Origin of the sequence: Aeromonas sp. OTU364, from assembly GCF_038440395.1 — a bacterium.
Lineage (GTDB): Bacteria > Pseudomonadota > Gammaproteobacteria > Enterobacterales > Aeromonadaceae > Aeromonas.
The window spans coordinates 70,976-92,645 of the sequence record NZ_JASATR010000003.1 but is presented as its reverse complement, the minus strand read 5'-3'; the positions used below and the strand labels follow the sequence as shown (position 1 = coordinate 92,645).

The following is a 21,670-nucleotide window of genomic DNA, read 5'->3' as shown; positions in this document are numbered from 1 at the left end:
GCCAATTATAAGCGCAACTGCTTTTAATAGAACCAGTTGGCCTGCGCATGGCGGCCCAGGAGGGACAAGGGCCGGCTTTTTTGCCATAATGCCGCCTCCTTTCACGCCGACCGAGATACCATGACCGACGCCGTTCACACCCTCAAGGGCCGTTTTCGTGGCTTTTACCCCGTCGTCATCGATGTTGAAACCGCCGGATTCAATGCCAAGACCGATGCCCTGCTGGAGATCGCCGCCTATACCCTCAAGATGGATGAGCAGGGCTGGCTCATGCCCGATCAGATCTTCCATTTTCATGTGGCGCCATTCGAAGGGGCCAATCTGGAGAAGGCCGCCCTGGAGTTCACCGGCATAGACCCCTTCAATCCACTGCGCGGCGCCGTGGACGAGAAGGAAGCGCTCACCGAGATCTTCAAGGGGGTGCGCAAGGGTATGAAGGAGAGCGACTGCGGCCGGGCCATCATAGTGGCCCACAACGCCACCTTCGATCACGGCTTCGTGATGGCTGCCGCCGAGCGGGCCGGTCTCAAGCGCAATCCGTTCCACCCCTTCGCCACCTTCGACACCGCAGCCCTCTCGGGCCTGGCCCTGGGGCAGACGGTGCTGGCCAAGGCCTGCCAGAGCGCGAACATCCCCTTTGACAACAAAGAGGCCCACTCCGCCCTCTATGACACCGAGCGCACCACAGAGCTGTTCTGTCATATCGTCAACCGCTGGAAGAGCCTGGGGGGTTGGCCCCTGGCCAATCCGGAGGAGATGCCCGCCGATGACAACCCCGGCAGTGCCATTGGGGAATGAGAAAGAGGCTGCCTTGGCAGCCTCTTTCTATGAGGTCGGAGCCGTCGCCAGGCAGCTGGTTTGACCAGAACGGCACAAACAGGGTCATCTAGCACCGTTTTCAGCACGCCATCCCGACAGAACTGATTCAGCTCGGCTGGAATACCGTGAAGAGGCCATTTTGCCGTTTTTTTTCTCGACATTTGTCACGTTTTTCGCAAACTAGCTGACTTTCCCCCGACAGACAGCAACACAATCTATAAGGAAATCAAATGAATCCTGTTGTTATCGCGGTGGCGCTGATGCTGGTGCTCAGCCTGCTGCGGATCAATGTGGTGGTCTCTCTCGCCATCGGCGCCATCGTCGGCGGCCTGCTCGGCGGCCTCTCCCTCGAACAGACCCTCAGCACCTTCACCGGCGGACTGGGTGGCGGCGCCGAAATCGCCCTCTCCTACGCCATGCTGGGGGCCTTCGCGGTGGCCATCTCCCGCTCCGGGATCACCGACCTGCTGGCCCGCAAGGTGATCAGCCAGCTCGGCAAGGATGCCAGTTCGTCCCGCATCCTCTGGGTCAAGAGCCTGCTGCTCACCTCGGTACTGGGGGTATCCATCTCCTCCCAGAACCTGATCCCGGTCCACATCGCCTTCATTCCCATCCTGATCCCGCCGCTGTTGCACGTCATGGCCCAGATGCAGATCGATCGCCGCCAGGTGGCCTGCGTCATCACCTTCGGCCTGACCGCGACCTACATGCTGCTGCCGGTGGGCTTTGGTGGCATCTTCCTTAACAACATCCTGGCCAAGAACCTGATCGACAACGGGGTGGCGGTCGAGTTCAGCCAGCTGCCGCTGGCGATGGCCATTCCGGTGCTCGGCATGTTCGTCGGGCTGCTGGTGGCTGTCTTCTTCAGCTATCGCAAGCCGCGCCAGTATGATCTGGAGAAGATCCTGGCCGCCGAGCCGGAAACCGTCGAACTGAACCTCAGCCACATCTGGGTCGCCCTGCTGGCCATCGCCGTGGCACTCGGCCTGCAGCTGATGACCAACAGCATAGTGCTGGGGGCCCTCGCCGGTTTCATCATCTTCACCTGCGGTGGCGTCATCAAGTTTCGCGAGAGCCAGGACGCCTTCACCCAGGGCGTGCGCATGATGTCCCTCATCGGCTTCATCATGATCTCCGCCGCCGGCTTCGCCGCCGTGATGAAGGAGACCCACGGGGTGGAGAGCCTGGTGCAGTCCGTCTCCGGCATGATGGCTGGCCACAAGGGGCTGGCCGCCTTCCTGATGCTGCTGGTGGGCCTGCTCATCACCATGGGGATAGGCTCCTCCTTCTCCACCGTGCCCATCATCGCCACCATCTATGTGCCCCTGTGCATCCACCTCGGTTTCTCCCCCATGGCGACCATCGCCCTGGTGGGGACCGCGGGTGCGCTGGGGGATGCGGGCTCCCCCGCCTCCGACTCGACCCTGGGCCCCACCTCTGGCCTCAACGCCGATGGCCAGCACGACCACATCTGGGACAGCGTGGTGCCTACCTTCATCCACTACAACATCCCGCTCATTATCTTCGGCTGGATAGCCGCCATGGTGCTCTGACAAGGCGCCACGCAGGCAGACGAAAGGCGACCCCAGGGTCGCCTTTTTTGTCTCTGGCACTCGTCTCAGGAGGCCGGTTGCAGACTCCGCTTCCCGGCGAGGGCGGCCAAGCAGGCCGTCAGAGCCAGCGCGAGGCCCGCCCAGCCCACATCGACCCAGCCCCCCTGCTGCCAGGCCAGCATGGCCAGGCTTGAGCCGAGCGTCCCTCCCAGGAACATGCCCGTCATGAAGAGGGTATTGATCCGTCCCCTCGCCTCGGCTCTCAGGCCATAGATGAGCTGCTGATGGGCGACGAGCGCACTCTGTACCCCCAGATCCAGCAAGATGACCCCGAGCGCCAGCCCGACCAGAGAGAGCCATGTCTCGAACAGGATCCAGGCCAGCACCACCAGCAGGGCACTCACCAGCACCACGGATCTCGCCCCCCGCCTGTCGGCCATTCGTCCCGCCAGCGGGGCAGCCACCACACCCGCCACGCCGATCACCCCGAACAGACCGGCGACCTCGGCACCGAGCCCATAGGCGGGATCGGCGAGGTAGAAGGCCAGCACAGTCCAGAAGGCACTGAAGGAGGCAAACAGCAAAGCCTGGGTCAAGGTGGCGCGGCGCAAGGCAGGCTCTTCGCGCCACAAGTCGATGAGAGAGGCCAGCAGGCGAGGATAGCTCAGGGTGGAGCGGGGCAATCCCAGCGGGATCATCCTGGCCATCAGCAGCCCCCCCAGCAGGGCCAGTGGCACCCCGCACCAGAACATGGCCCGCCAGCTGCCATAGGCGGTGACCAGGCCTGCCAGCGTACGGCTGAGCAGGATGCCGCCGAGCAAGCCGCTCATCACGCTGCCGACCACGGCCCCTCGCCTGGCGGGATCGGCCAGGGTGGCCGCCACCGGCACTATCTGCTGGGCTGCCGTGGCGCCTATCCCGAGCAGGACGGTGGCCAGCATCAACATGGTCGCCTCCGTGGCCATGGCCGCCATCGTGGAGGCCAGCGCAATCAGCACGAACTGCCCAAGGACGAGCCAGCGACGCTCGACCACATCCCCGAGCGGCACCAGCAACAACAGGCCGGCCGCATAACCGAGCTGGGTCAGCATGGCGATCAGGGGGATGGCGGGTTGACCGGGAAAATCCTGTGCCATCACCGCCAGCATGGGCTGGTTGTAATAGATGTTGGCGACCGCCAGTCCACAGGAGAGGGCCATGGCAAAGACAAGGGCGGGGCTTGGGGTGCGGCTCGCCATGGCGGCCCGGTCGGTGGAGACTGATGAACTCATGATGCCATCCTCATAGATGAATGAACCCCGTGCAGCCACGGGCTGGATGAGCACAGACTACCCATGGACACGGGGCGGCACTAGCAGGCACACCGCCATAACACCTATTCCACCCCGGCATGCTCCGGCCCCTGCTTCACGCCGGGCAGCCCGGCCACGAAGGTCAGGAAGGTGCGCGCCTTGGCGCTGAGTTCGCGACCTGCCGGCAGCAGGGTCCAGAGCTCCAGCGTCGGCAATCGCCACTCCGGCAGCGCCACCACCACCTCCCCCCGGGCAAGCTCGGGGGCGAACATCCACTCGGAGGCGATGCCGAGCCCAAGTCCCGCCAGCACGGCGGCCCGCATCCCCTCGGCGGCCGAGACCGTCAGCCGTCCCCGCCCTCGCACCGCAATCCGTTCGTCTCCCCGGCAAAACAGCCACTGCTGCCCCATGCCGGGCTTGGGGCTGTAGAGCACCAGATCGTGATCCTGCAACCCCTGGGGGGAGGCGGGCATCCCCCTGGCCGCGAAGTAGGCCGGAGTGCCCAGCACCCGCATCTCGCAGCGGGAGAGACGGCGTGCCACCAGCGCCGAATCCGCCTGCTCCCCGAGCCGCAAGGCGACATCGATGCCGGCCGAGATGAGATCGACGTTGCCATCATCCAGCAGGATCTCGAGATCCAGCCCAGGGTGATCCCCGAGAAAATCCGACAGGTGCGGGATGATGTGCAGGCGGGCGAAGGTGACGGGGGCGCTTACCCGCAGGCGACCGCTCAGGCCGGCCCGGCACTGCTGCACCCTGGCGTCGGCCTCGTTGACCTGCGCCAATATCTCCCTGGCGCGCCGATAATAGGCCTCCCCCGCCTCGGTGGGGGCCAGGCCACGGGTCGAGCGCAGCAGCAGGCGGCTGCCAAGACGCTCCTCCAGCTGGGCAATCAGCTTGGAGACAGTGGGTTGACCCAGCCCCAGCCGACGCCCCACCGCCGAGAAGGAGCCGGTCTCCACCGCCAGCACGAAGACCTCCATCACCCCCAATCTATCCATCCGTCTCTCCCCTGCCCGTCACTGCCGGCGGCGTCTCACCTTGCACCGTCGGCATCCAGTGGCACAAGGTAGCATCCCGCCCCCTCGGCCGCACCCCTGCCCTGTCCGACATGGCCCAGGGATGGCCTCTTGCCATCCTGTCCGGTGTCTTGCGGGATCCGTTTGCCCGCACTCTTGTCCAAACGAGGCGCACAAAAAAAGGCCGCTCATGGAGCGGCCTTTCATCAATCAGATCTGGACTCAGCTGTCGCGGCGCTTGTTGCCACCGAACTTACGATCCTTGTTGAAGCCACCTTCACGGCGCTCCCCGCTCTTGTTGAACGGACGGTCACCGCTGGGGCGGCGATCCTTGTTGAAGGGACGATCGCTGCGGGGCGGACGGGGGGCAGTGTTGCTGCCGGCCGGCACCTCGGTGTAGCGGGTGATCTGCAGCGGACGCTGGCAGACACGGGCCTTCTTGATCACTTCCAGCACGTCGGCTGTCATGCCTTTCGGCAGGTCGACGGTGGAGAAGTCATCGGCGATGTCGATGTTGCCGATGAAACGGCTCTCGATGTTCGCTTCGTTGGCGATGGCGCCCACGATCTGGCCCGGCTTGACGCCGTGATGGGCACCCACGTCTACGCGGTAACGCTCCATCTCCACGTCAGGATTGTCTTTCAGCGGGCGCGGCTCCAGGGACGGCATGCGACGGGCAGGACGATCGCCACGGTCGCCGAAATCACGGGGAGCACGATCACCGAAGTCACGGCGCTCGAACTCACGGCCAGCACGATCGCTTGCCGGCTCAGGGATGGAGTCATCCAGCAGCAGCGGTTGGTCACCCTGTACCAGCTTGGCCAGGGCGGCAGCCAGCTCCAGCGGATCGGCAGAATCTTCTTCGATCAGCTCGTTCACCAGGTTCACGTAGATCTCAAGCTCTTCGCCCATCATGGTTTCCCGGATGCGCTCCTTGAACTTGGTCATGCGGTGCTGGTTGATGTCCTCGGTGCTCGGCATCTTCATCGGCTCGATGGCCTGACGAGTGGCGTGCTCGATGGCGCGCAGCATGCGGCGCTCGCGGGGAGCCACGAACAGGATGGCCTCGCCCTTGCGACCGGCACGGCCGGTACGGCCGATACGGTGAACATAGGATTCGGTATCGTACGGAATGTCGTAGTTCACCACGTGGGTGATGCGCTCGACGTCCAGACCACGGGCGACGACGTCGGTGGCGATCAGGATGTCCAGCTGGCCTTGACGCAGCTTGTCGACGGTACGCTCACGCAGCTTCTGCGGGATGTCACCGTGCAGGGCTTCACAGGCGTGACCACGGGCGGCCAGTTTGCTGGCCAGCTCTTCGGCGGCGTTCTTGGTGCGCACGAAGACCAGTACGGCTTCGTACGGTTCGACTTCCAGCAGACGGGTCATGGCGTCCAGCTTGTGCAGACCGGTTACCTGCCAGTAGCGCTGGCGGATGGTCGGTGCAGTGGACGTCTTGGTGATGATCTTGATCTCTTTGGGCTGCTTCAGGTGCTTCTGGGCAACACGACGGATCTGGTCCGGCATGGTGGCAGAGAACAGGGCAACCTGACGGGTGGCCGGGCACTGTTCCATGATCCAGTCCACGTCGTCGATGAAGCCCATACGCAGCATTTCATCGGCTTCGTCCAGTACCAGGGCTTTCAGGCCGGATAGGTCCAGGTTCTTGCGACGGATCAGATCCATCACGCGACCAGGGGTACCGACGACCACCTGGGCACCACGGCGCAGGGCGCGGGTCTGGGTTTCGTAAGAGGAGCCACCGTAGATGGGCAGGACATGGAAGTCAGGCATGTGCTTGGCGTAACGTTGGCACGCCTCGGCAACTTGCAGCGCCAGCTCACGGGTCGGTGCCAGCACCAAAATCTGAGTGTTACGGTTACCAGCTTCCAGACGAGACAACAGAGGCAAGGCAAAAGCAGCGGTCTTCCCTGTACCGGTTTGCGCCTGCCCCAGCAGATCGTGTCCCGCCATCAGGTGGGGAATTGCTGCGGCCTGGATCGGTGACGGGCGCTCATAGCCCACGTCCTGCAGCGCTTTCAATACAGGCGCGGCCAGTCCAAGCTCACTAAAAAGGGGCAGTTGTTCGGTATCAGACATAGATTCTTCCAGATTAAGGCAGGCGGCTAACACCGCGGAATAGCAAAAAGGCGGCGATTATAGCGCCACTTTGTTCTGCTGTCTTGAAAAATGTGATAAGCCTCTCAAGACGTTGGCAATTATAGAGGGATCTCGCGACTATGGCTTGCTTATTTTGCACCCATGGTGCGTTATTGCAGATCACTCCTCGCCGGAGTCCTTGTCCCGCTTGTGTTTGAGCACCGCCATGGTCAGTCTGCTGGTGCACAATAAACGCTCACGTTCGTCCCGAATTTCAATCTGCCACACCTGGGTCGTGGCCCCCAGATGCAGTGGCGAGCAACGCCCCGTCACCACCCCTTCCCGTTTGGCGCGCAGGTGGTTGGCATTGACCTCCAGTCCCACGCAGTAGCTCTCCGCCCCCACCGCCATGTTGGCCGCCAGCGACCCCAGCGTCTCCGCCAGCACCACGGAGGCGCCGCCGTGCAGCATGCCGAGCGGCTGATGGGTGCGGTGATCCACCGGCATGCTGGCCTCGAGCCAGTCGGGCCCAAAGGCGGTATAGAGGATGCCAAGGTGGGCCATCAGGGTGTTGCGGGAGCTGGCGTTGAGCCCTTCGAGGCTCATGGGTTTGCGCCAGATGGGGGCGTTCTCTTGACTCATGGCGAGCAGACTCCTTATGTGATCAATGAGTTGGACACGATCAGTGCCGGCAAAAAAGACGAAGAAAAAAGATGCCCCGAACCGGGGCATCTTGACAAGTACCTTGCGTCACCAGGGGTAGGTCACCCCGGGCCATTCGGCCCAGGGCAGCTCACGCCCCGGCAGGCGCGGGTGATGCCAGTGCCACACCTTGCCCAGCCAGGCGCGCAGCTCGGCCTCCAGCATGGCGTCATCGAGAGGAGCCTCGGCCACCTTCCAGAAGAAGAGCTCCACCTCCACCTCAGGCAGCACCGAGGGGTAGAGGTAGACCCCGCCCCAGAACTCGGGCTCCCGCTCCGGGCTCCAGAGGCCATAGGCGAAGGAGCGCTTGGCGATAAACTCCGAGCGCTGCCACTCCAGATCGGCCTCGTGCTGGCTCAGGCTGAACTGGGCCGAGGGCCAGACGTCATCGGGGCGAAACAGCTGATGGAGCTGCTCCCGCTCGCGCAGCATGGCGACGAACTCCACCACGGCCTGGCTCGGGCTGGCAGGCAGCAGCAGAAAGCTCGGGTGCCGATAGGCTTGTGGCACCCGAAACCGCTTGGGGAAGCGCAGCATCAGAGCAGTTCCAGCAGCGCCTGCAGCGGATGCTTGAGTTTCTCCCCCTCCATCCGCTTGACCTGGCTGCGGCACGAATAGCCGGTAGCCAGACAGCGATCCTTGGGCAGGCGTGCCAGAGGCTCAGCCCAGCTTAAGGAGTAGATCCCCTTGGAGTTGTCCACCTGCTTGGCGTCGTGGCCATAGGTGCCCGCCATGCCGCAGCAACCCACAGACACCGGCTGCAACTTGGCGCCGAAGCGGCCAAACAGGGTACCCCAGTCGCCGTGGGTCGAGGGCTTTGCTGTCTTCTCGGTGCAGTGGGCAAACAGATACCAGGGCTCCGCCTCTCCCGGCTCTTTCGCTGCGGCCCTGACTTGCGGGGCCGGAAGAGAGAGCAGCCACTCCTGGGGCAGCAGCACCTGGAAGTCGCCGCGGGCGGGGCCGAGCGCCTTCACATACTCGTCGCGATAGCAGAGCACCAGGGAGGGATCCACCCCGACCATGGGGATGCCCAAGGCCGCGATCTTGTTGAGGAACTGGGCACTGTTGGCCGCGGTGCGGGCGAAGGCGCGCAGGAAGCCCTTCACGTGTTGCGGCTTGCCGTTGGGCTTGAAGGGCAGCAGATAGGGCTGATAGCCCAGCTCGCTGGCGAGTCTCACCAAGTCGCGCACCACGGGGGCGTCGTAATAGCTGGTGAAGGGATCCTGCACGATGAGCACCACTTTTTGGCGCTGCTCGGGGCTCATGGCCTCGAGGCCCGGCAGATCGAAGTAGCGGGCCTTGTGATCGCGCAGCTCCTCGGCCAGGGTGGGCACGCTCAGAAGCGGCACATCCACCATGCCGATGCTCTTCTCGGTCGCCTTCTGGGCCCACTCTTTCTCCAGGAAGAAGTTGACCAGCTTGGGGGCCTTGGCAAGCAGGGGCGCGTAAGCTTCGACGGTGCCGACGAAGTAATCCTTGGGGCCGCGCAGATAGCGGCTGTGGTAGAGCTGCATGAAGCGGGCACGGAAGCTCGGCACGTCCACCTTGATGGGGCACTGGCTGGTGCACGCCTTGCAGGCCAGGCACCCCTCCATCGCCTCCATCACCTCGTGGGAGAAGTCGTACTGGCCGCGAGCGCGGGCCAGGGTGTTGCGAAACTTGTCGACGATGGCCTTGAAGCGCAGACCGCCGCTTTGCAGCGCAACTTCTTCGGCCAGGGGATCGAAGCCCTGCTCCGCCAGCTGGCGCAGCCATTCGCGCATCAGCCCGGCCCGCCCCTTGGGGGAGTGGCGGCGATCGCGGCTTATCTTGACCGAGGGACACATGGGGGAGTCGGTCTCGAAGGTGAAGCAGAGGCCGTTGCCGTTGCAATCCATGGCGCGGGTGTAGCTTTCGCGCACCGCAATGGGGATCTGGCGGTCAAACTTGCCGCGCTTGGGCCCGTCCACCGACACCAGTTCGGCACCGCTGCCATAAGGGATGCAGATCTTGCCCGGGTTGATGCGGTTGGCCGGATCGAAGGCCCCCTTGACCCGCTGCAGCTCCTCCCACAGCTCGCCGAAGAAGGCGGGGCTGTATTCGGAGCGAAAGCCCTTGCCATGCTCCCCCCACATCAGGCCGCCATATTTGGCGGTGAGGGCCACCACCTGATCCGAGATGCGCCGCAGCAGCACCTCCTGCTCGGGATCGCACAAATCCAATGCAGGTCGCACGTGCAGCACCCCGGCATCGACGTGGCCGAACATGCCGTAGTCGAGGCCGTGGCCATCCAGCAGGGCACGAAACTCCATGATAAAGTCCGCGAGTGACTCAGGCGGCACGGCGGTGTCTTCGGTAAAGGCCACCGGCTTCTTGCGCCCCGCGGCGTTGCCGAGCAGCCCCACCGACTTCTTGCGCATGCCGTAGATGGTCTCGATGCTCGGCAGGTGGTCGCACACCTGATAGCCGATGATGCCCGCCTCCCCCCTGGCCAGCAGGCCGTCGATACGCCGGCACAGCTCGGCCACCTTGGCCTGGTGCTCGGCTTCGTCGGTGTCCGCAAACTCGACGATGTTGAGCCCCTGCAGATCCTTGCCGGGCACATCCTGGATGAGATCCTTCACCGAGTGCCAGATGATGTCGGCGCGGGCCAGCCCCAGCACTCGGGAGTCCACGGTCTCCACCGACAGGGCATGGGCCTGCACCATAAAGGGGGCATTGCGCAGGGCGGAGGGGAAGCTGTCGTACTTGACGTTGACCAGGGTGCGGTAGCGCGGAATGGGGGTGATGTTGAGGCGGGCCTCGGTGATGAAGCCCAGCGACCCTTCAGATCCGCACAGCACCCGGCTTACATCCAGGGTGTCGCTCTCCGGCTGATAGAGGTGCTTGAGATCGTAACCGGTCAAAAAGCGGTTGAGCTTGGGGAAGGTGGCTTCGATGTCGGCGCGCCTCTCCTTGCCGATGCGATAGAGGGTGCGGTAGATCTCCCCCTCGCGGCTCTCGAGGGCCAGCTTGTCTGCCAGGCGCTGGCCGTTCACCGGCTCGGTCGCCATGATGTCGCCGTTCTCCAGCACGGCCTTGAGCCCCAGCACGTGATCCGAGGTCTTGCCGTAGACCAGGGACCCCTGCCCCGAGGCATCGGTGTTGACCATGCCCCCCAGGGTGGCGCGGTTGGAGGTGGAGAGATCCGGCGAGAAGAAGTAGCCGTGGGGTTTGAGGTAGGCGTTGAGCTGATCCTTCACCACCCCGGCCTGGGCGCGCACCCAGCCCTGCTCCAGATTAATTTCCAGGATCTGGTTCATATGGCGCGAGAGATCGACGATAATGCCGCCGCCCAGGGACTGGCCATTGGTGCCGGTACCGCCGCCGCGAGGGAAGAAACTCAAGGTGGCGTACTCCGGCCCCTGAGCCAGCCTGAGCATCACTGCAATATCGTCCGCGCTGCGCGGATAGAGAACCGCCTGAGGTACTACCTGATAGACGCTGTTATCCGTCGCCATCGCCAACCGGCTTGCATAAGACTTTTCGATATCACCACGAAATGCTGATCGCGCCAGCAACTCAAGAAACTGCAGGGTTGTAGGTGACAAACTGTCCTGGTAATCGAGTCTCGGGATCATGAATCCTTGTTCCCATCCTTTGCTTGATGCCGGTATTCCGGCGACAACGACCGTTCGGGGCTGCCTCTTTGCGGGCGCCCGAACCAGTCCGCTCACATGTGAGCGGGCAGTATATCAGCTAGAAAACCGCTTGCGCGTTCAATCTTCACCATTTGAAAGGAGGACTTTTATGGCTCATTACAGCCATGTTATCAGTACGCTGGTTCGCACCGAGAAACAGGCCCTGACCCTGTCACTGTTCGGCTGCATCAGCTTCGCCATCTTCGGGATCGGCTACGGCCTCTTCGTCGGTTCCAACGCCATCATGCTCGATGGCATCTTCACCCTGTTCAGCATGGGCATGACGGGCCTCGGACTCATCACCGCCTATCTCGTTACCCGCCCCTCGGATGCGCGCTTCCAGTATGGCTACGCCCACTTCGAGCCCATCACCAACGTCATCAACGGCACCATCATACTGCTGCTCTGCCTCGGCGCCCTTCATAGCGGCATCACCTCCCTGCTCGAAGGGGGACGGGAGATAGACCTCGGTCACGCCCTCATCTACGCCGCCGTCTGCACCTTCTTCTGCGCCATCATCTACCGGATCGAGGCGGGCGTCGCCGAGCGGATCGACTCCGAACTGGTGCGGGTCGACTCCAAGGAGTGGCTGGTCGACACCCTGCTCAGCGCCACCCTGCTCATCGGCTTCGTGGTCGCCATCGGCCTCGACGCCCTCGGCTACGGCCAGTACAACCGCTACATAGACCCGGTACTGGTCACCCTGCTCGCCCTGTGCGCCACCCTGATCCCCATCAAGGTGCTCGGCCGCAACCTGCGGGAAGTGTTGAAAATCGCCCCCAAGGGGGATGTCTCCCAGCTGGTGGCCAGCGAAGTCGAGGCCCTGCGCCTGCGCCATGGCATCGAGTGCTACAGCCATCTGGCCAAGAGCGGCCGCCGCTTCGATCTGGAATTGAACATATTGGTGGCCCCGGATCAGGAGTGGCCCATAGAGCGCCAGGATGCCCTGCGCCAGGAGCTCTGGTCCCGCCTCGGCGATACCCTGGGGGATGCCTGGCTCTCGGTCTGCTTCACCCGCGAGAAACGCTGGCTCTGATCCGGCGCTTGCCATCCTGATGCAACGCGGGGCCCCGTCGCCCCGCGTGACAAGGGCCCCAGGCAAGGCCCCGGCAACCCGCCTGCCACCTCCCCCTGCATCACTCTTGCTGTCACTCTCGCCGCCCCTCTCCTGCCCGTAATTTCTCTGCTTTTTTTAATCTTTAAACCATTGACAGGGAAAACCGTTTGCCGAGTCCCTTGAATCGATAACCATTTTCAACGGCACAAAAAGTTACGAAAATTTCGTTGCTAAAATTAAGTCGGCCAGCTATTTGTTTTCGCCAAGGACAAACGGCAGACTGCGCGCCGAAATACAGTGATGTTGTTATCCACCGGACAATAAAAACAAATACACTTATTCCACTTTGTTAAACAGTTAAGGTAAGTCCCATGAAAAAGGTGTTGATCACAGTATTGGCATTGACCATGGCGGGCACCGCCAGTGCTGCCCTTCCCCAGCTTAATTACGAGTGCCCGGGACAGATCCAGATGCACAGCGATGAGGGGGGCCCCGTCTATATCAATGGCAAGGAGGCCAAGCTCAAGAAGTTCAGCGATGACTTCTATGAGGCCAAGGGCTCGGGAGTCACCCTCTCCATCAGCAACACCGGGGGCCAGTACGATGTCTCCTACAACAGCAAGCAAGGCTCGGGCGTCTGCCACCCGGCAGCCACGTCAGCAGCCCCTGCGGCCTCGGCAAGCCCTGCCAGCCCTGCGGAGAAAGCCTGTCTGAAGGCGGTCTCCGAGAAGACGAACGTGCCCCAGGCCCAGCTTCAGGTGACTGACGTCATGGACTCCGAAGCCGGGGTCGGCGTCACCATCAAGGTGCCGGGTGCCGATGCCCCCTGGTCCTGCCTCAGTGACAAGAAGGGCCATGTTCAGGGCGCTGCCTACACGGGCCAGTGACGGGGTCCATTGCGCTCGACATCCGATCCCCATGACATGAGGGGATTGACCGACAGGGAGGCAATGCCTCCCTGTCTTCATGTTCAACGCCTTATATTGAAGCGCCAACTTCCCTGTCTTCATCTTCGAGGTTTTATATTGAGGCGTCAGCCTCCCTTCAAATAACCTCCCCTGTCATCGACACCATAAACAGCCGCAGGGCCGACCGCTTTCTTATATAACCAAATGAGCTGACATTTATTAAAACAAGCACCAAATGATAGGCACCTGAAATAGGTTGTTACACATTGTCCAGTCGCGGATATATACAGCCCCTGCGTCTTATGCCTTTTTCCTCCATATGGCGAGCGGCTTTCCATGGGCCGACCCGGCAGCGCAGGCACCCCGTGCCCGGTAGTCGCTCATCTCTATGTGCGCCCGGCGCTTGCCAAATCGGTGATAGCCGTTATCATCAGAGCTCAATTTTGACCCGAGGTTTTATTGCCCATCATGGACAATCCCCGAAGTAGCCCTTCGTTTTTCCCCATCAAAACCTATCTGTACCTGCTCAACCAACGCCTCTGAAAACAGCCTTGCCCTGTCACGGCCCCTGCCGTGAGCGACATCCACTGCGTCTGTTTTTATTGAGGTCATCCTAATGGAATTCTTGCTGGACCCGTCTATCTGGGTCGGTCTGTTCACCCTGATCATCCTCGAGATAGTGCTCGGGATCGACAACCTGGTCTTCATCGCCATCCTGGTGAAGAAGCTGCCCCCCGCCCAGCGGGACAAGGCCCGGCTCATCGGCCTCTCCCTGGCCCTGATCATGCGCCTCGCCCTGCTGAGCGTGATGTCCTGGCTCGTGACGCTCACCACCCCCATACTGCACATCTGGGATCACCCCTTCTCGGGGCGGGATCTCATTCTGATGGGGGGCGGCCTCTTCCTGCTGTTCAAGGCCACCTCAGAGCTGCACGAGCGGCTGGAGGCCAAGCCGGAGGAGCAGGGCCCGGCCGGTGTCTATGCCGGATTCGGGGTGGTGATCGCCCAGATCCTGGTGCTGGATGCCGTCTTCTCCCTGGACTCCATCATCACTGCGGTCGGCATGGTGGAACACCTGGGCGTCATGATGGCGGCCGTGACCATCGCCATGGTGGTGATGGTGATCGCCTCCAAGCCCCTGACCCGCTTCGTCAACGCCCATCCCACCGTGGTGGTGCTCTGCCTGAGCTTCCTGCTGATGATAGGCTTCAGCCTGGTGGCGGAGGGCTTCGGCTTCCACATTCCCAAGGGCTATCTCTATGCGGCCATCGGCTTCTCTGTGCTCATCGAGTTCTTCAACCAGCTCGCCCAGCGCAGTGCCCAGCGCCACGAATCCAGGCAGCCCCTGCGCGAGCGCACCACGGCCGCCATCTTCAAACTGATGGGGGGCAGCCGGGCCAACCAGCACCCGCAGCAGGATGAGGAAGAGGAGCTGGAGGCCCCCCGCCCCATCAGCTTCGGAGAAGAAGAGCGCTACATGGTGACCGGGGTGCTGTCGCTGGCCGAGCGCTCCATCCGCACCATCATGACCCCCCGAGCCGAGATGGAGTGGATCGACGTCAATGACTCCCCGGACGAGATCCGGGCCCTGCTGCAGCGGGCCCCCCACAGCCTGTTCCCGGTCTGCGACGGGGAGCTGGACGAGATCATCGGGGTGGTGAAGGCGCGGGATCTGCTGTTTGCCCTCAACGAGGGGCAGTCCCTGGCCGAGCTCGCCAGGCAGAATGACCCCATCATAGTGCCCCAGACCATCAACGTGATCCGGCTGCTGGCGGAGCTGCGCCAGGCCAGGGGCAGCCTCATTCTGGTGGCAGACGAGTTCGGCATCATCCAGGGGCTGGTCACCAACCACGATCTGCTGGAGGCCATCGTCGGCGAGCTGCCGGACGAGGATGAGACCCCGGACATCGTCCAGGAGGGGGAGAGCTGGCTCATCAACGGCAGCACCAACATCCACCAGATAGAGCAGACCCTGGGCCATGACGGCCTGGTGAGCGAGAGCGATGAGTACGTGACGCTGGCAGGCATGCTGCTCTCCCACTTCGGCAGCCTGCCCACCAGCGGCCAGCAACTGCGCCTCGGCCAGCTCTGCTTCGAGGTGCTGGCGGTGAGCGAGCGCCGGATAGAGCGGGTGCGGGTCACCCCGATAGGCGCCAGCGCCGCCTGATCTGCCGCGACATCAAAAGAGGGCCAACAGGCCCTCTTTTTCATGGCCTCAGGCCCATTGCTGTGCCAATGGCAATTCTCTTCTGCAATTACCCCTCTTTTTCACAATGACAATCCCCTCTAGAGTCTCCTCCATCTCAACACGAGGAATTCACCATGCACCACGATCCCCTGTTCTGCCCCCTTCGCCTCGGCCAGTTGCACCTCTCCAACCGCATCGTCATGCCGCCCATGACCCGTTCCCGCGCCAGCCAGCCCGGTGACGTGGCCAACGCCATGATGGCCACCTACTACGCCCAGCGCGCGGGCGCCGGTCTCATCATCGGCGAGGGCACCCAGATAGATCCCCTGGGCAAGGGCTATGCCTGGACCCCGGGGATCCACAGCGCCGAGCAGGTGGCCGGCTGGAAGCAGGTGACCGATGCGGTGCACGCCAAGGGAGGCATCATGTTTGCCCAGCTCTGGCACGTGGGCCGGGTCACCCACCCGGACAACATCGGCGGCGCCCAACCGATCTCCTCGTCCGCCATCAAGGCCGAAGGGGTGAAAGTGTTTGTCGACAACGGCAGCGACGCCCCGGGCTTTGTGGAGACGGTCACTCCCCGCGCCATGACCCAGGCCGACATCGACGCCGTGGTGAGCCAGTTCCGCCAGGCCGCCCGCAATGCCATGGAGGCCGGCTTTGACGGCATCGAGCTGCACGCCGCCAACGGCTACCTCATCAACCAGTTCCTCGACTCCGAGTCCAACGCCCGCACCGACAACTACGGCGGATCCCTGGAGAACCGGCTGCGCTTCCTGAAAGAGGTGACACAAGCGGTCAGTGACGAGATCGGATCTGACCGGGTTGGGGTGCGCCTCGCGCCACTCACCACCCTCAACGGCACAGTGGATGCGAACCCGCAGGAGACCTATCTGGCTGCAGCGAAGCTGCTGGGGGAAATAGGCATCGTCTACCTGCATATCGCCGAGGCGGACTGGGACGATGCCCCCCTGATGGCGAAGGGTTTCAAACAGGGGCTGCGGGACGCCTTCCCCAACACCCTCATCTATGCGGGAAAATATGACGGCGAGCGGGCCAGAGCCGCGCTGCAGGCGGGCTGGGCCGACCTGATTGGCTTCGGTCGCCCCTTCGTGGCCAACCCCGACTTGCCGAACCGGCTGCGTCACGGCTATCCCTTTGCCCCCCATGATCCCGCCACCCTGTTTGGCGGCGGCGAGCAGGGGCTCATCGACTACCCCGTCTATCAGGCCGAGACAGCGTCACAGCCTGCCTGAGACTGGCAACCAGCCTAGCCTCGGTGCCACGCGCCCGCCCTTATCGGCGGGCGCGTTGTTGTTGAACGTCCGGCGCTAGTAGAGCGCCACCCCGTGGCAGGCACCATAGCCCCTGATCTCCTGGGTCAGCCTCACCTTGTCGGCCAGGCTCAGCCAGCTCGCCTCCACCCCATTGAGGGAGAGGCGGCAGAGCTGCTCCCGCGTGGCGCCGAGCCCGTCGGCCAGGGCCCTGAAATTGGCCCCCATGTAGCCGCCAAAATAGGCGGGATCGTCGGAGTTGATGGTGACGCAGAGCCCCTGTTCCAGCAGGGTCAGCACGTTGTGATCCGCCATGGTGTCAAACACCCTGAGCCGTACGTTGGAGAGGGGGCAGACGGTGAGCGGCAGCCGGGTATCGGCCAGGTAGCGCACCAGCTCGGGATCCTCGGCGCAGTGCACCCCGTGATCGATGCGTCTGACCTGCAGCTCCTGGATGGTCTGCCAGATGTAGGCCGCCGGTCCCTCCTCCCCGGCATGGGCTACCACAGGCAGTCCCAGCTCCCTCGCCCGGGCGAAGACACGGGCAAACTTGCCGGGGGGATTGCCGAGCTCGCTCGAATCCAGGCCGACCCCGTGCAACCGGGCCAGATAAGGCTCGGCCTCGCGCAGGGTGGCGAAGGCATCCTCTTCGCTCAGGTGGCGCAAGAAGCTCATGATGAGTCGCCAGCTGATGCCAAGCTGCCGCTCCCCCTGCTGCAATGCCCGCTCTATGCCGCCGAGCACCGTCTCGAAGGGAATGCCGCGGGCACTGTGGGTCTGGGGATCGAAGAAGATCTCCACGTGCACCACCTTGTCGGCGGCGCAGCGTTCCAGATAGGCCCAGGTGAGGTCGAAGAAGTCCTGCTCGGTGACCAGCACGCTGGCCCCCAGGTAGTAGAGATCGAGAAAGGATTGCAGACAGTCGAACTCATAAGCGGCCCGCAGGCTCTCGACGTCGGGCCAGGGTAGGGTCACCCCGTTGCGCTGGCCAAGGGCAAACAGCAGCTCGGGCTCCAGGGTGCCCTCGATATGCAGGTGCAACTCCAGCTTGGGCAAGCCGGCAATAAAGTTCTCCATGATGACGGCTCCATCGTCAGCGCCTGATGGTTAAGGCAAGTCCAGGCGCCGACGGCGCCCTCCCTCTGCAGTCATTGTGCACCCATCTGGCGCGCCGGGGGAGACTTGTCATCAAAGCGCCTTATAATGGCGGCACAAAAAAGCCATAAGTGATTGAAGACATTCGAGGTTGGCAACCACCTCCCCCTACAAGGAGTTTCCATGAAGAAAAGCGTCATCTGTGATATCGACGGCGTCATCCTGCACAACAACGATCTGGTGCCCGGCGCCGACCGTTTCGTTCATCGCCTGCTGGAGCAGGGCAGCAAGCTCTTGTTCCTCACCAACTACCCGGCCCAGACCCAGAAAGATCTGCAAAACCGCTTCCGCTCCGCCGGGATCGAGGTGCCGGAGGAGTGCTTCTATACCTCCGCCATGGGCACCGCCGACTTTCTCAAGCGCCAGGATGGCAAGAAGGCCTATGTGATTGGCGAAGGGGCCCTGACCCACGAGCTCTACAAGGCCGGCTTCACCATCACCGACATAGACCCCGACTTCGTGGTGGTGGGGGAGACCCGCAACTACAACTGGACCATGATGCAGCTGGGGGCCAAGTTCGTGGATCAGGGGGCCCGCTTCATCGCCACCAACCCCGATACCCACGGCCCCATGATGCACCCGGCCTGCGGCGCCCTCTGCGCCCCCATAGAGCGGATGACCGGCAAGAAGCCGTTCTACGTGGGCAAGCCGAGCGCCTGGATCATTCGCGCGGCCCTGAACCGGATGGAGGCCCACTCCGATGACACCATCATCATCGGCGACAACCTGCGCACCGACATACTGGCGGGCTTCCAGGCCGGCCTCGAGACGGTGCTGGTGCTCTCCGGGGTGAGCAAGGTGGCGGACATCGACCGCATGCCGTTTAGACCGAATCACATCTTCGACTCCGTGGTGGACATCGATATCGTCTGATCCCCTTCCTTGGCCCCCCTTGGCAAGGTGGCGCACATCGTTTAACGTAAGCGCAACATTGTTAAACAAACTAAACGGGAGCAGGACGCTCCCCTCGCCACCCCAAGGACGCACCATGAAGAGCCTGAACGACTGGATCCTGCTGGACCAGCACCCCGTCTCCCCCACCCCGCTGATGCCCGCCCCCGAGCGGATCCGGGCCGGCAGCCCGAGCCAGACCCTCTGGAACCACTATTCGGACCCCAGCCAGCAGTTTCACGTGGGCTTCTGGGCCTGCGAGCCGGGGCGCTGGGCCGTGCACTACACAGAGCACGAATACTGCCAGTTGCTGGAGGGCGAGGCGCGGATCCACGACGGCCAGGGGGGCGAGTTGCACCTCAAGCCGGGGGATCAGTTCGTCATCCCGGCGGGCTTCGTCGGCGAGTGGGAGACCCTGGTGGCCTGCCGCAAGCTCTATGTGATCTTCGAACCCGCCGCGACCTGACGCGCACGTCAAGCAAGCCCCTGGTTGTCGACACCATTCTCACCCGCCGACTTGACGTTGGCGGCATGATTTTGTGCGGTTTTCCCGCTTGCAAAAGGTTTTTGCGCTAGGCATTGTGATTGGCGAGGAATGTAAATGGAATTTCGAGCCCGAACGTGGGGGGCTCATATAAAAATCAAGAGGATTACCGCCAATGTGTTCTATTTTCGGCATTCTGGACATCAAGACCGACTCCGCCACCTTGCGCAAATCGGCCCTGGAGATGTCCAAGCGACTGCGTCACCGCGGGCCTGACTGGTCCGGCGTCTACAGCTCCGACAAGGCCATCCTGGTGCACGAGCGCCTGGCCATCGTCGATCCGGGCAATGGCGCCCAGCCGCTCTACAACCCCGAGCGCACTCACGTATTGGCCGTCAACGGCGAGATCTACAACCACAAGGAACTCGAGAAGCACCTCAAGGTCGACTTCAAGTTCCAGACCCACTCCGACTGCGAGGTGCTGCTCGCCCTCTACAAGGAGAAGGGCCCCGCCTTCCTGGACGATCTCAACGGCATCTTCGCCTTCATCCTCTATGACGCCGAGCAGGATGCCTACCTGATTGGCCGCGACCACATGGGGATCATCCCCCTCTATACCGGCCGCGACGAGCACGGCAACTTCTATGTCGCCTCCGAGATGAAGGCCCTGGTGCCGGTGTGCAAGAGCGTCGAGACCTTCCCGCCGGGACATTACCTCTGGAGCAAGGATGGCGAGCTCAAGCAGTGGTACAGGCGCGACTGGATGGAATATGCCCCGGTCGAGCACAACGTCAGCGACAAGGCCGAGCTCAAAGCGGCCCTGGAAGCGGCGGTCAAGCGCCAGCTGATGTGTGACGTGCCCTACGGCGTTCTGCTCTCCGGCGGTCTCGACTCCTCCGTCATCTCCGCCATCACCAAGCTCTATGCCGCCCGCCGGGTAGAGGACGATGGCAAGAGCGAAGCCTGGTGGCCCCAGCTGCACTCCTTCGCCGTCGGCCTGGAAGGCTCGCCGGATCTCGCAGCCGCCCGCAAGGTGGCCGATCACCTCGGCACCATACACCACCAGATCCACTTCACCGTGCAGGAAGGGCTGGATGCCCTGCGGGACGTCATCTATCACCTCGAGACCTATGACGTCACCACCATACGTGCCTCCACCCCCATGTACCTGATGGCCCGCTACATCAAGGCGATGGGCATCAAGATGGTGCTCTCCGGGGAAGGCTCCGACGAACTGTTCGGCGGCTACCTCTACTTCCACAAGGCCCCCAACGCCCGGGAGTTCCACGAGGAGAACGTGCGCAAGCTGGCCTCCCTGCATCTGTATGACTGCCTGCGGGCCAACAAGTCCATGGCCGCCTGGGGTGTGGAGGGCCGCGTGCCCTTCCTAGACAAGGAGTTCATGGACGTGGCGATGCGCCTGCAGCCCGCCGACAAGATGTGCGGCAACGGCAAGATCGAGAAGCACATCCTGCGGGAAGCCTTCGAGGAGCTGCTGCCCCACGAGGTGGCCTGGCGTCAGAAGGAGCAGTTCTCCGACGGCGTGGGCTACTCCTGGATTGACAGCCTCAAAGCCATGGTCGAGACCGAAGTGACGGATCAGATGTTCGAGGCGGCCGCATTCCGCTTCCCCATCAACACCCCGCTCACCAAGGAGGCCTACTTCTACCGCGCCATCTTCGACGAGCACTTCCCGCTGGAGTCCGCCGCCCGCACCGTGCCCTACGGCAAGTCGGTCGCCTGCTCTACCCCGACTGCGCTCGAGTGGGATGCCAAGTTCAAGGAGATGGCCGACCCCTCAGGCCGCGCCGTGATGGACGTCCACCAGCAGAGCTACTGATCCGCAAGCGGACAGAGCCCGACCAAACAACAAGGCCCCTCTCGAGGGGCTTTGTTGTTTTCTGCCATTTCATTCCCGCTTTTTTGCCTTCCCCTTCTCTGCTTGCCGCTTGGCGAAGGGGCTCGCTCGTGTCACATTGTTCCGGCTTGGAAGCAACAACGACAATACAAGGAAGAGATGATGAAACGACTGTTACTGCCCCTGGTGCTGGGCACCCTGCTGTTCAACGGCGCCGCCCGCGCGGGCGACCACTTCTGGGCCAGGGGCTTGCCCGATTACAGCCAGGGTTATGACGAGACACGGGATCCCGCCAAGGATCTGCTGGCCGCCACCGCCAAGGCGCAACAAGAGGACAAGCAGGTCCTGCTGCTGATAGGGGGCGAGTGGTGCAGCTGGTGCCAGGAGATGAACCGCTTCCTGGACCGGGAGCCCGAGCTTGCACAGCAGTTCAACCGGACCTTCGTGGTGGTCAAGGTGAACGTCAGCGAGCAGAACAAGAACGCCCCCTTCCTCAAGGCCTATCCCGAGTATCTGGGGGTGCCCCACTTCTACGTGCTGGATGCCAAAGGCAAGCTGCTCGAATCCTTCAATACCGGATTGCTGGAGAAGGGGAAGAGTTACGATGAGGCCAGGTTTGGCAAGTTTATCGGCTACTTTGAGCGCCAGGATGCTCGCAGCTGACAAGCCCAGGCCATGATGCAAACACCCCGCACTGTCGCCTGACGG

The 21,670-nt window shown here is 62.9% G+C and carries 17 protein-coding genes; 10 read left to right on the top strand and 7 right to left on the bottom strand.

Annotation, left to right across the window (positions count from 1 at the left end; genetic code table 11):
- The first annotated feature begins 120 nt into the window (after positions 1-120).
- Complete coding sequence (gene rnt, locus AAHB08_RS04845; RefSeq protein ID WP_202045981.1) at positions 121-798, top strand: ribonuclease T; 678 nt, start codon at positions 121-123, stop codon at positions 796-798.
- A 251-nt stretch (positions 799-1,049) separates the two neighbouring features.
- Entirely contained in the window at positions 1,050-2,372 is a 1,323-nt protein-coding gene (locus AAHB08_RS04840; protein WP_139439473.1) for a Na+/H+ antiporter family protein, read from the top strand.
- 65 nt (positions 2,373-2,437) lie between these two features.
- On the opposite strand, the gene AAHB08_RS04835 is transcribed toward AAHB08_RS04840, so the two are convergent.
- The 6 genes from AAHB08_RS04835 to ydiJ form a co-directional block, all read right to left on the bottom strand.
- Positions 2,438-3,643, bottom strand: a complete 1,206-nt coding sequence (locus AAHB08_RS04835; RefSeq protein ID WP_342058285.1) for an MFS transporter — start codon at positions 3,641-3,643, stop codon at positions 2,438-2,440.
- A 104-nt stretch (positions 3,644-3,747) separates the two neighbouring features.
- Positions 3,748-4,665, bottom strand: a complete 918-nt coding sequence (locus AAHB08_RS04830) for a LysR family transcriptional regulator (RefSeq protein WP_342058284.1) — start codon at positions 4,663-4,665, stop codon at positions 3,748-3,750.
- Between the two features lie 240 nt (positions 4,666-4,905).
- Entirely contained in the window at positions 4,906-6,786 is a 1,881-nt protein-coding gene (locus AAHB08_RS04825) for a DEAD/DEAH box helicase (protein WP_162519317.1), read from the bottom strand.
- A gap of 180 nt (positions 6,787-6,966) precedes the next feature.
- Entirely contained in the window at positions 6,967-7,428 is a 462-nt protein-coding gene (locus tag AAHB08_RS04820; protein ID WP_202045984.1) for a hotdog fold thioesterase, read from the bottom strand.
- 108 nt (positions 7,429-7,536) lie between these two features.
- Entirely contained in the window at positions 7,537-8,025 is a 489-nt protein-coding gene (locus tag AAHB08_RS04815) for a hypothetical protein (protein ID WP_342058283.1), read from the bottom strand.
- Positions 8,025-11,087 (bottom strand): D-2-hydroxyglutarate dehydrogenase YdiJ, encoded by a 3,063-nt coding sequence (gene ydiJ, locus AAHB08_RS04810; RefSeq protein ID WP_342058282.1) that lies wholly within the window; start codon positions 11,085-11,087, stop codon positions 8,025-8,027. Before ydiJ ends, AAHB08_RS04815 begins: the two co-directional genes overlap by 1 nt.
- 169 nt (positions 11,088-11,256) lie before the next feature.
- Here ydiJ and AAHB08_RS04805 point away from each other — a divergent pair, with 169 nt between their 5' ends.
- The 4 genes from AAHB08_RS04805 to AAHB08_RS04790 all read left to right on the top strand — a co-directional run bounded on the left by AAHB08_RS04805 (position 11,257) and on the right by AAHB08_RS04790 (position 16,556).
- Complete coding sequence (locus AAHB08_RS04805; protein ID WP_342058281.1) at positions 11,257-12,183, top strand: cation diffusion facilitator family transporter; 927 nt, start codon at positions 11,257-11,259, stop codon at positions 12,181-12,183.
- 392 nt (positions 12,184-12,575) lie between these two features.
- Positions 12,576-13,091, top strand: coding sequence for a hypothetical protein (locus AAHB08_RS04800; protein WP_342058280.1), 516 nt, complete (start codon positions 12,576-12,578; stop codon positions 13,089-13,091).
- A gap of 637 nt (positions 13,092-13,728) precedes the next feature.
- Entirely contained in the window at positions 13,729-15,279 is a 1,551-nt protein-coding gene (locus AAHB08_RS04795) for a TerC family protein (protein WP_342058279.1), read from the top strand.
- Positions 15,280-15,434: 155 nt separating this feature from the next.
- A complete protein-coding gene (locus tag AAHB08_RS04790) occupies positions 15,435-16,556 on the top strand; it encodes an alkene reductase (protein ID WP_342058278.1) in 1,122 nt (373 codons plus the stop codon).
- Between the two features lie 75 nt (positions 16,557-16,631).
- Here AAHB08_RS04790 and AAHB08_RS04785 read toward each other — a convergent pair whose 3' ends face one another.
- Positions 16,632-17,651, bottom strand: coding sequence for an adenosine deaminase (locus AAHB08_RS04785; RefSeq protein WP_342058277.1), 1,020 nt, complete (start codon positions 17,649-17,651; stop codon positions 16,632-16,634).
- Between the two features lie 201 nt (positions 17,652-17,852).
- Here AAHB08_RS04785 and AAHB08_RS04780 point away from each other — a divergent pair, with 201 nt between their 5' ends.
- The 4 genes from AAHB08_RS04780 (at position 17,853) to AAHB08_RS04765 (ending at position 21,625) form a co-directional block, all read left to right on the top strand.
- Complete coding sequence (locus tag AAHB08_RS04780; RefSeq protein ID WP_005302324.1) at positions 17,853-18,602, top strand: HAD-IIA family hydrolase; 750 nt, start codon at positions 17,853-17,855, stop codon at positions 18,600-18,602.
- A gap of 115 nt (positions 18,603-18,717) precedes the next feature.
- On the top strand, positions 18,718-19,086 hold the full coding sequence (locus tag AAHB08_RS04775; RefSeq protein ID WP_342058276.1) for a cupin domain-containing protein: 369 nt from the start codon (positions 18,718-18,720) through the stop codon (positions 19,084-19,086).
- A gap of 193 nt (positions 19,087-19,279) precedes the next feature.
- Positions 19,280-20,944: an asparagine synthase B gene (asnB, locus tag AAHB08_RS04770; RefSeq protein WP_247626440.1), complete on the top strand. Its 1,665-nt coding sequence runs from the start codon at positions 19,280-19,282 to the stop codon at positions 20,942-20,944.
- Between the two features lie 180 nt (positions 20,945-21,124).
- Positions 21,125-21,625 (top strand): thioredoxin family protein, encoded by a 501-nt coding sequence (locus AAHB08_RS04765; RefSeq protein WP_342058275.1) that lies wholly within the window; start codon positions 21,125-21,127, stop codon positions 21,623-21,625.
- Positions 21,626-21,670 lie beyond the last annotated feature (45 nt).

What these genes read in the sequence shown, in the direction of transcription:
- rnt (WP_202045981.1), top strand. Translation starts at nt 121, where the DNA reads ATGACCGACGCCGTTCACACCCTCAAGGGCCGTTTTCGTGGCTTTTAC.
- AAHB08_RS04840 (WP_139439473.1), top strand. Translation starts at nt 1,050, where the DNA reads ATGAATCCTGTTGTTATCGCGGTGGCGCTGATGCTGGTGCTCAGCCTG.
- AAHB08_RS04835 (WP_342058285.1), bottom strand. Translation starts at nt 3,643, where the DNA reads ATGAGTTCATCAGTCTCCACCGACCGGGCCGCCATGGCGAGCCGCACC.
- AAHB08_RS04830 (WP_342058284.1), bottom strand. Translation starts at nt 4,665, where the DNA reads ATGGATAGATTGGGGGTGATGGAGGTCTTCGTGCTGGCGGTGGAGACC.
- AAHB08_RS04825 (WP_162519317.1), bottom strand. Translation starts at nt 6,786, where the DNA reads ATGTCTGATACCGAACAACTGCCCCTTTTTAGTGAGCTTGGACTGGCC.
- AAHB08_RS04820 (WP_202045984.1), bottom strand. Translation starts at nt 7,428, where the DNA reads ATGAGTCAAGAGAACGCCCCCATCTGGCGCAAACCCATGAGCCTCGAA.
- AAHB08_RS04815 (WP_342058283.1), bottom strand. Translation starts at nt 8,025, where the DNA reads ATGCTGCGCTTCCCCAAGCGGTTTCGGGTGCCACAAGCCTATCGGCAC.
- ydiJ (WP_342058282.1), bottom strand. Translation starts at nt 11,087, where the DNA reads ATGATCCCGAGACTCGATTACCAGGACAGTTTGTCACCTACAACCCTG.
- AAHB08_RS04805 (WP_342058281.1), top strand. Translation starts at nt 11,257, where the DNA reads ATGGCTCATTACAGCCATGTTATCAGTACGCTGGTTCGCACCGAGAAA.
- AAHB08_RS04800 (WP_342058280.1), top strand. Translation starts at nt 12,576, where the DNA reads ATGAAAAAGGTGTTGATCACAGTATTGGCATTGACCATGGCGGGCACC.
- AAHB08_RS04795 (WP_342058279.1), top strand. Translation starts at nt 13,729, where the DNA reads ATGGAATTCTTGCTGGACCCGTCTATCTGGGTCGGTCTGTTCACCCTG.
- AAHB08_RS04790 (WP_342058278.1), top strand. Translation starts at nt 15,435, where the DNA reads ATGCACCACGATCCCCTGTTCTGCCCCCTTCGCCTCGGCCAGTTGCAC.
- AAHB08_RS04785 (WP_342058277.1), bottom strand. Translation starts at nt 17,651, where the DNA reads ATGGAGAACTTTATTGCCGGCTTGCCCAAGCTGGAGTTGCACCTGCAT.
- AAHB08_RS04780 (WP_005302324.1), top strand. Translation starts at nt 17,853, where the DNA reads ATGAAGAAAAGCGTCATCTGTGATATCGACGGCGTCATCCTGCACAAC.
- AAHB08_RS04775 (WP_342058276.1), top strand. Translation starts at nt 18,718, where the DNA reads ATGAAGAGCCTGAACGACTGGATCCTGCTGGACCAGCACCCCGTCTCC.
- asnB (WP_247626440.1), top strand. Translation starts at nt 19,280, where the DNA reads ATGTGTTCTATTTTCGGCATTCTGGACATCAAGACCGACTCCGCCACC.
- AAHB08_RS04765 (WP_342058275.1), top strand. Translation starts at nt 21,125, where the DNA reads ATGAAACGACTGTTACTGCCCCTGGTGCTGGGCACCCTGCTGTTCAAC.